This is a genomic window from Methylibium sp. T29, from assembly GCF_000576205.1.
GTDB classification, from domain to species: Bacteria; Pseudomonadota; Gammaproteobacteria; order Burkholderiales; family Burkholderiaceae_C; genus Methylibium; species Methylibium petroleiphilum.
In genome coordinates this window covers 1-8366 of the sequence record NZ_AZND01000148.1, presented here as the reverse complement: position 1 = coordinate 8366, position 8366 = coordinate 1, and the positions used below count along the sequence as shown (strand labels likewise).

Sequence of the window (8366 nt, the reverse complement as noted above, 5' to 3'; positions counted from 1 at the left end):
GCGGCCAGGGCGGCGCGGCGGCCGGCGCGGTGGGCGGGCAGGGCATCGAGTGGAAGGACTTCGCGATCCTCTACCGCGCCAACCACCAGGCGCGCGTGTTCGAGCAGGCCCTGCGCAAGGCGCAGATCCCGTACAAGGTGTCGGGCGGCCAGAGCTATTTCGAGCGCGCCGAGATCAAGGACCTGTGCGCCTGGTTGCGCCTGCTGGTGAACCAGGACGACGACCCCGCCTTCCTGCGCTCCGTGACGACGCCCAAGCGCGGCATCGGCCACCAGACGCTGGCCGGCCTGGGCGAGTTCGCCGGCCGCTGGAAGGTGTCTCTCTACGAAGCGCTGTTCGCGGAATCGCTCGGCACGGTGCTCAGCGCGAAGGCGGTCGGCTCGCTCCACGAGTTCGGCCGTTGCGTCAACGACCTCGAGTACCGCGCACGCCAGACCGTCGGTGCCGAGGATGCGCGCGCGCTGCTGATGGGCTGGCTGAAGGACATCGGCTACGAGCAGCATCTGCACGACGGCGAGGACAGCGAGAAGCTGGCCGCGGCGCGCTGGTCGAACGTGCTCGATTTCGTCGACTGGATCGCCAGGCGCTGCGGCGGCGAGACGGCCGACGACGGCAGCGGCCAGGAGAGCGAGCGGCGCAGCGTGCTCGAAGTGGCGCAGACCATCGCGGTGATCATCAGCCTGGCCGAGCGCGGCGACGATCAGAACGTGCTGACGCTCTCCACGCTGCACGCTGCCAAGGGGCTGGAGTGGCCGCACGTGGTGCTGGCCGGCGTCAACGAGGGCCTGCTGCCGTTCAAGACCGACGACGAATCGCTCACCGCGGCAGCGCTGGTACAGCGGCTGGAGGAGGAGCGGCGATTGATGTACGTGGGCATCACCCGCGCCCGCAGCACCCTGGCGGTCAGCTGGCTCAAGCGCCGCAAGCGCGGCCGCGAGACCGTGGCCGGCGCGCCCAGCCGCTTCATCGCCGAGATGAAGCTGGAAGAAGGCCGCGTGAAGGAAGACCCGCGCGAGAAGCTGAAGGCGCTGCGGGCGGCGTTCGCGGCCAAGGCCGCGCAGCCGGCGTCCGGCCCGACCGCCGCGGACTGAGTGCGCCGCGCGCGCCGAGGGCCTTATGCCGACGGCGCGAAAGCAAACAACGAAACGGTCGTTCCCTCGCGCGCGGCCAGCCCGGACACTCGGAAACTTTCGTTTTCGCGAAGCCTTCGCCTTCGCGGCTGACCCGATGAACTTCCAGCAACTGCGCTCCGTCCGCGAGGCGGTGCGGCTCGGCTTCAACCTCACCGACGTGGCCGAGGCGCTGCACACGTCGCAGCCGGGCGTGAGCCGGCAGATCCGCGAGCTCGAAGACGAGCTCGGCGTCGACATCTTCGTGCGCGCCGGCAAGCGGCTGACCGGGCTCACCGCCCCCGGCGAGGCGGTGCTGCCGATCGTGGAGCGGCTGCTGCACGACGCCGACAACCTCAAGCGCGCCGGCGCCGACTACGCCCAGCAGGACCACGGCCCGCTGTCCATCGCCGCCACCCACTCGCAGGCGCGCTACGCGCTGCCGCCAGCGGTGCGCGACTTCCGCGGCAGCCATCCGGGCGTGCAGTTGCAGCTGCACCAGGCTCGCCGAAGCAGGTGGCGCAGATGCTGCTCGACGGCGAGGCCGACATCGGCATCGCGACCGAGGCGCTGGCGCAGTACCCCGACCTCGTGGCGCTGCCCTGCTACCGCTGGACGCACGCGGTGCTGGTGCCGCCCGACCACCCGCTGCTCGACGGCGGCGCCCTCACGCTGAAGCGGCTCGCCGAATACCCGCTGATCACCTACGACGCCGGCTACACCGGCCGCTCGCACATCGACGAGGCCTTCGAGCGCGAGGGCCTCACGCCCACGCTGGCGCTGACGGCGATGGACGCCGACGTGATCAAGACCTACGTGGAGTTGGGCCTGGGCGTCGGCATCGTCGCCTCGATCGCCTACGACGACGAGCGCGACCGCCACCTGCGCGCACTCGACGCGCGCCACCTGTTCGCCGTGAACATGACGCGCCTGGCGCTCAAGCGCGGCAGCTACCTGCGGGCCTATGTGTACGACTTCATCGAGAGCTTTGCACCGTCGCTGACGCGCAAGGTGGTGCAGCGCGCACTCGACGGCGGCAAGGTCGACGAACTCTGAGCGGTGAGCGGCTCGGTCGGGTGCGACGGCCCGGCCGGGGCCCGATCAGATCATCGCGGCCGGATCGGCTTCGGACTCCTGCGCGAAGCGCGTCACGCGGCGCGGCAGCAGGTGCACGGTGGCGCCGGGATCGAGCGGGAAGCGTTCGCGCAGCGCATGGAACTCCGAGCGCGGCAGCTCGACGTCGATGTAGCTGCCGTCGTCCACGCGCTTGAACTCCACCCGCGTGTTAGGCCCCACGGTCAGCGCCTGCGACAGCGTCACCGGCAGCGAGCCCTCGGCCGGTGCGGCCAGGATCGCCAGCTCGTGCGGGCGCACGTAGCTGACCTCGCCGCTGACCTTCGCATCGCCCCGACCTGCTCCGAAGCGGCCGTGGAACAGGTTCACGTCCCCCAGGAACTGCAGCACGAAGGGCGACGCCGGGTGGTCGTATACCTGGTCCGGCGGGCCGTCCTGCTCGACGCGGCCCTGGTTCATCACGACGATGCGGTCGGCGACCTCCATCGCCTCCTCCTGGTCGTGGGTCACGAACACGCTCGTCACATGCACCTCGTCGTGCAGGCGGCGCAGCCAGCGGCGCAGCTCCTTGCGCACCTTGGCGTCGAGTGCCCCGAAGGGCTCGTCGAGCAGCAGCACCTTGGGCTCCACCGCCAGCGCGCGCGCCAGGGCGATACGTTGGCGCTGGCCGCCCGACAGCTGGTGCGGGAAGCGGTCGGCGATCCAGTCGAGCTGCACCAGCTTCAGCAGCGCGGTGACCTTGCTGCGGATCTCGGCTTCGCTGGGCCGCGTGGCCTTGGGACGCACGCGCAGCCCGAAGGCCACGTTCTCGAAGATCGTCATGTGCGCGAACAGCGCGTAGTGCTGGAACACGAAGCCGACCTGGCGCTCGCGCACGTCGGTGCGGGTGGCGTCCTCGCCGTGGAACAGCACGCTGCCGCTGTCGGGCACTTCCAGGCCCGCGATGATGCGCAACAGCGTGGTCTTGCCAGAACCCGAGGGTCCGAGCAGCGCGACCAGCTCGCCCGAGGGGATGTCGATCGAGATGTCGTCGCAGACGACGGTGGGGCCGAAGCGCTTGTTCAGGTTACGGACTTCGATGCTCATACGGCCTCCAGCGCGCTCGCGCCCTTGATCTGGTTTCTCACCCGTCGCTCCACCAGGTACTTCAGCACCAGCGTCACCAGCGCCAGCCCGGCCAGCAGCGAAGCCACCGCGAACGACGCCGCGAACTGGTATTCGTTGTAGAGGATCTCGATGTGCAGCGGCATCGTGTTGGTCTGGCCGCGGATGTGGCCCGAGACCACCGACACCGCGCCGAACTCCCCCATCGCCCGCGCATTGCACAGGATCACGCCATACAGCAGCGCCCACTTGATGTTGGGCAGCGTCACGCGCCAGAAGATCTGCCAGCCCGAAGCGCCCAGCACCCGCGCCGCCTCTTCCTGCTCGACGCCCTGCGCCTGCATCAGCGGGATCAGCTCGCGCGCGATGAACGGGAAGGTGATGAATACCGTGGCCAGCACGATGCCGGGCAGCGCGAAGATGATCTTCAGGTCGTGCTCGCGCAGCCAGCCGCCCAGCCAGCCCTGCAGGCCGAACACCAGCACGAAGATCAGGCCGGCGATCACCGGGCTCACCGAGAACGGCAGGTCGATCAGCGTCAGCAGGATGTTCTTGCCGCGGAAGTCGAACTTGGCGATGCACCAGGCCGCCGCCACGCCGAACACCAGGTTCAGCGGCAGCGACACCGCCGCCGCCAGCAGCGTGAGCCGGATGGCCGACAGCGCGTCGGGCTCGACGATCGCCGCGAGATAGACATCCCAGCCCTTCTTCAGCGCCTCGTAGAACACCGCGAACAGCGGCACGAACAGGAACACCGTCAGGAACACCAGCGCGATGCCGATCAGCGTGCGGCGCACCCAGGGCGCCTCCGTGGTGGCGTTGCGCAGGTTCGTCGGAGCGACCGCCGCAGCGGGTGCAGCGGCCTTCAGGGCCAGCGTGGCGCCGGTCGTCATGTCAGTTTCCTCCCTGGCGACGGCGCGACCAGGCCTGCAGCAGGTTGATGCCCAGCAGCAGCACGAAGCTCGACACCAGCATCACGACCGCGATCGCGGTGGCGCCGGCGTAGTCGTACTGCTCGAGCTTGGTGATGATCAGCAGCGGCGTGATCTCGCTGACCAGTGGCAGGTTGCCGGCGATGAAGATCACCGAGCCGTACTCGCCCAGCGCGCGTGCGAACGCGAGTGCGAAGCCGGTCAGCAGTGCCGGGATCAGGATCGGGAAGATCACGAGCCGGAAGGTCTGTGCGCGGCTCGCGCCCAGGGTGGCGGACGCTTCCTCGATCTCCTTGCTCAGGTCCTCGAGCACCGGCTGCAGCGTGCGCACGACGAACGGCAGGCCGATGAAGGTGAGCGCGACGAACACGCCGACCGGCGTGAAGCTCACCTTGAAGGGCAGGTACTGCCCGATCCAGCCGTTCTGCGAATAGATCGCGGTGAGCGCGATGCCGGCCACCGCGGTGGGCAGCGCGAATGGCAGGTCGACCAGCGCGTCGACGATGCGCTTGAACGGGAACTCGTAGCGCACCAGCACCCAGGCGATGACCAGCCCGAACACCGCGTTGAGCAGCGCACCCGCCAGTGAGGCGCCGAAGGTCAGCCGGTAGGACGCCACCACCCGCGGCGAACTCACCGCCTCCCAGAACGCCGGCCAGGTGAGCGTGAAGGTCTTCAGGAACGCGGCCGACAGCGGGATGAGCACGATGAGGCTCAGGTAGAGCAGCGTGAAGCCGAGCGCGAGGTCGAAGCCGGGCAGCACGCTGTGCCGCCGCAGCAGGGCGCGAGAGAGGAACACGGTCAGTACTTCAGGAAAATGATCGAACCGGCACGATCACTTGCGCGCCGCCAGGATCTGGTCGTAGATCCCGCCGTCGTCGAAGTGCTCCTTCTGCGCCTTGCTCCAGCCGCCGAAGATCTCGTCGATCGTGAAGGTGTTGACCTTCGGGAAGTCCTTCGCGTACTTCGCCAGCAGCGCGGGCGAGCGCGGGCGCAACTGGTGCTTGGCGGCGATCTCCTGGGCCTCGTCGGACCACAGGAACTTCAGGTAGGCCTCGGCCTGCTTGCGCGTGCCCTTCTTGTCGACCACGGTGTCGATCACGCTCACCGGGTTCTCGGCCAGGATGGTCGATTTGGGGTAGACCACGTCGAAGTGGTCGCCGAACTCGGCCTTGATCAGGTTGACCTCCGACTCGAAGGTCGCCAGCGCGTCGCCGATGTTGCGCTGTGCGAAGGTGGTGGTCGCCGCACGGCCGCCACCGTCGAACACCGGCACGTTGGCGAAGATCTTCTGCACCAGCTCGCGCGCCTGGGCCGGCGTACCGCCGGCCTTGATGGCCGAGCCCCAGGCGGCCACATAGCTGTAGCGACCGTTGCCGGTGACCTTGGGATTCGGGATCACAACGCTGACGCCGGGCTTGGCGAGATCGGGCCAGTCGGCGATCTTCTTCGGGTTGCCCTTGCGCACCAGGATCACCGTGACCGAGGTGGTGGGCGCGGCGTTGTTCGGCAGCCGCTTCGCCCAGTCTTCGGGGATCAGCTTGCCGCGGGTGGCGATGGCGTCGATGTCGCTCGACTGGTTCATCGTCACGACGTCGGCCTCCAGACCGTCGATCACCGCGCGGGCCTGCTTGCTCGAGCCGCCGTGGGATTGGTTGATCGTCACGTCCTCGCCGCTGGCCTGCTTCCATTGTTTCTGGAAGGCCGGGTTGATCTCCTTGTAGAACTCGCGCGCCACGTCGTAGCTGACGTTCAGCAGCGTCGGCCCGGCGGCCGTGGCCCAGCCGGCGGCCAGCAACAGGGGAGAAACGATCAGTGCGCGCCGCAGCGACGAAGGCAGGAGAGACATGATGTGGCAGGGCCCGGAGTCCCCGCGGAAAGGTCGATGGGAGCGGATGCTAGGGACCGTCGCTTAAAACGGGAACGACAGATTCGTCGAATGCTTATGAGAAAATGGCGTAGCCAAACGCCGACAGGCGCCCAGCAAGTGGGCGCCTGCTCTCGAAAAAATCCCGGTGCTTACTTCTTCGTATAGATCTGATCGAACACACCGCCGTCGGCGAAGTGGGTCTTCTGCGCCTTGGCCCACCCGCCGAACACCTCGTCGATGGTGAACAGGTTGACCTTCGGGAAGTTCTTCGCGTACTTCGCCGCGACCTTCTCGTCGATCGGCCGGTAGAAGTTGCGCGCGGCGATTTCCTGGCCCTCCGCGGTGTACAGGTACTCGAGGTAGGCCTGGGCCACGTCGCGGGTGCCCTTCTTGTCGACCACCTTGTCGACCACCGTCACCGGCGGCTCGGCCAGGATGCTCAGCGGCGGGTAGACGATGTCGAACTTGTCGACGCCGAACTCCTTCAGCGACAGGTGGGCCTCGTTCTCCCAGGCCAGCAGCACGTCGCCGATGCCGCGCTCGGCGAAGGTCACCGTGGAGCCGCGGGCGCCGGAATCCAGCACCGGCACGTTCTTGAACAGGTTGCCGACGAACTCGCGCGCCTTGGCATCGTCGCCTCCGGGCTGCTTGAGCGCGAAGCCGTAGGCCGCCAGGTAGCCCCAGCGGGCGCCACCCGAGGTCTTGGGGTTCGCGGTGATCACCGACACGCCCGGCTTCACCAGGTCGTCCCAGTTCTTGATGCCCTTCGGGTTGCCCTTGCGCACCAGGAAGATGTAGGTGGAGGTGTAGGGCGAGCTGTTGTGCTTCAGGCGCTTCTGCCAGTCGGCCGGCAGCAGCTTGGCCTTCTCGCCGATCTCGTCGATGTCGTAGGCCAGCGCCAGCGTCACCACGTCGGCGTCGATGCCGTCGATCACCGAGCGAGCCTGCTTGCCCGAGCCGCCGTGCGACTGCTTCACGGTCACGTTGTCGCCGGTCTTGCCCTTCCAGTACTTGGCGAAGGCGGCGTTGTACTCGACGTAGAGCTCGCGCGTCGGGTCGTAGGAGACATTGAGCAGGGTCACGTCCTTGGCGGCGGCGGCACCGGCGGCCAAAACAAGGATCGAGGCGGCGAGCGCGCCACGGACGGAAGCGAAACGGGTCATGAAGGTCCTCGGGATCACGGAATCAGGGCGGGAATGAGCGAATGGGGAGATGCTAGAAAGCGCCGCTTCAACGCGGAACGAATGAAAGCAAGGACGCTTATGCGTTTCTCGAAGAAGTCTCAGGCGCGATTGGGCTGCGGCGTCAGGCGCAGATAGGGCGTGACGGCGGTATAGCCTTCGGAAACTTCTGCCGGATCAGTTCGGCGTCCTGCAGCGCGGGCACGATCACCACGTCGTCGCCGTCCTTCCAGTTCGCCGGCGTCGCGACGCTGTGGTATTCGGTCAGCTGCAGCGAATCGATGACGCGCAGGATCTCGTCGAAATTGCGCCCGGTCGAGGCCGGGTAGGTGATCGTCAGGCGGATCTTCTTCGCCGGGTCGATGACGAACAGCGAGCGCACCGTGGCGGTCGTGCTGGCGTTCGGATGGATCAGGTCGTAGAGCTCGCTGACCTTGCGGTCGGCGTCGGCCAGGATCGGGAAGTCGACCACCGCGTTCTGGGTGCGGTTGATGTCCTCGATCCACGCGCCGTGCTTGTCGACCGGGTCGACCGACAGCGCAATCACCTTGACATTGCGCTTGGAGAACTCGGCCTTGAGGCGGGCCGTCAATCCGAGCTCGGTGGTGCAGACGGGCGTGAAGTCGGCCGGGTGAGAGAACAGCACGCCCCAGCTGTCGCCGAGCCACGCGTGGAACTGGAGCGGACCCTGGGTGGACTGTTGCTCGAAATCGGGGGCGATGTCGCCGAGTCTCAGGCTTGGCATGGTGGAGCTCCTGGATGGGATGGAGGCAGGGAATCGAGGAGGAAGGACGACCCGCGGCGGTGTGCCGCCCCTCGGACCGCGAACGACCACTCGGCCAGCGTCGCGCGTTCGAGCCGTTGCTCGCGGGCGAGGCGCGCGCTCATCGCGGTGACCCAGCGCCGCGCCAGCGGCAGCGGGCCGAAGCCGGCCTCGGCGTTGATGTGCCCGGCGTCGCCGAGCGTCAACCAGGCGCTGCCCCAGCGCTGGGCCCAGCGGCGGCTGCTGGCGGCGGTCATCCAGGGATCGGTGTCGCTGGCCACCACGGTGCTCGGCACCGCGAGGCGCTGCTGAGGCAGCAGCCCGGCGACGGCG

General features: G+C 68.0%; 7 protein-coding genes and 2 pseudogenes. 2 read left to right on the top strand and 7 right to left on the bottom strand.

Annotated features, from left to right (window positions below; genetic code table 11):
- Together x551_RS15350 and x551_RS15345 are read left to right on the top strand one after the other, a co-directional pair.
- Positions 1 to 1091: 3'-5' exonuclease (locus tag x551_RS15350; protein WP_036249291.1), on the top strand; the 1091-nt coding region annotated here is incomplete at its 5' end.
- A gap of 136 nt (positions 1092 to 1227) precedes the next feature.
- A pseudogene (locus x551_RS15345) lies at positions 1228 to 2165 on the top strand (CysB family HTH-type transcriptional regulator).
- Between the two features lie 45 nt (positions 2166 to 2210).
- On the opposite strand, the gene x551_RS15340 reads toward x551_RS15345, so the two are convergent.
- From x551_RS15340 to x551_RS15310, 7 genes and pseudogenes are all read right to left on the bottom strand, one after another.
- Positions 2211 to 3269 carry a sulfate ABC transporter ATP-binding protein gene (locus x551_RS15340; protein ID WP_011827727.1) on the bottom strand — a complete coding sequence of 353 codons (1059 nt, stop codon included), beginning with the start codon at positions 3267 to 3269 and terminating at the stop codon, positions 2211 to 2213.
- Positions 3266 to 4180, bottom strand: coding sequence for a sulfate ABC transporter permease subunit CysW (cysW, locus tag x551_RS15335; RefSeq protein WP_036231816.1), 915 nt, complete (start codon positions 4178 to 4180; stop codon positions 3266 to 3268). The genes x551_RS15340 and cysW overlap by 4 nt, the downstream gene beginning before the upstream one ends.
- A gap of 1 nt (position 4181) precedes the next feature.
- Entirely contained in the window at positions 4182 to 5018 is an 837-nt protein-coding gene (gene cysT, locus x551_RS15330) for a sulfate ABC transporter permease subunit CysT (protein ID WP_011827725.1), read from the bottom strand.
- A 36-nt stretch (positions 5019 to 5054) separates the two neighbouring features.
- On the bottom strand, positions 5055 to 6068 hold the full coding sequence (locus tag x551_RS15325) for a sulfate ABC transporter substrate-binding protein (RefSeq protein WP_036231818.1): 1014 nt from the start codon (positions 6066 to 6068) through the stop codon (positions 5055 to 5057).
- Between the two features lie 170 nt (positions 6069 to 6238).
- The gene (locus x551_RS15320; protein WP_011827723.1) at positions 6239 to 7252 is read right to left on the bottom strand and encodes a sulfate ABC transporter substrate-binding protein; all 1014 of its coding nucleotides are present in this window, start codon (positions 7250 to 7252) and stop codon (positions 6239 to 6241) included.
- 119 nt (positions 7253 to 7371) lie between these two features.
- Positions 7372 to 8015 (bottom strand): annotated as a pseudogene (locus x551_RS15315) (peroxiredoxin).
- A partial coding sequence (locus x551_RS15310; protein WP_036249288.1) for an alpha/beta hydrolase occupies positions 8003 to 8366 on the bottom strand: 364 nt, incomplete at its 5' end. The pseudogene x551_RS15315 and the gene x551_RS15310, both read right to left, overlap by 13 nt.

Bases quoted from the DNA above. Each gene is read 5' to 3' on its own strand.
- x551_RS15340 (WP_011827727.1), bottom strand. From the start codon at position 3,269: ATGAGCATCGAAGTCCGTAACCTGAACAAGCGCTTCGGCCCCACCGTC.
- cysW (WP_036231816.1), bottom strand. From the start codon at position 4,180: ATGACGACCGGCGCCACGCTGGCCCTGAAGGCCGCTGCACCCGCTGCG.
- x551_RS15325 (WP_036231818.1), bottom strand. From the start codon at position 6,068: ATGTCTCTCCTGCCTTCGTCGCTGCGGCGCGCACTGATCGTTTCTCCC.
- x551_RS15320 (WP_011827723.1), bottom strand. From the start codon at position 7,252: ATGACCCGTTTCGCTTCCGTCCGTGGCGCGCTCGCCGCCTCGATCCTT.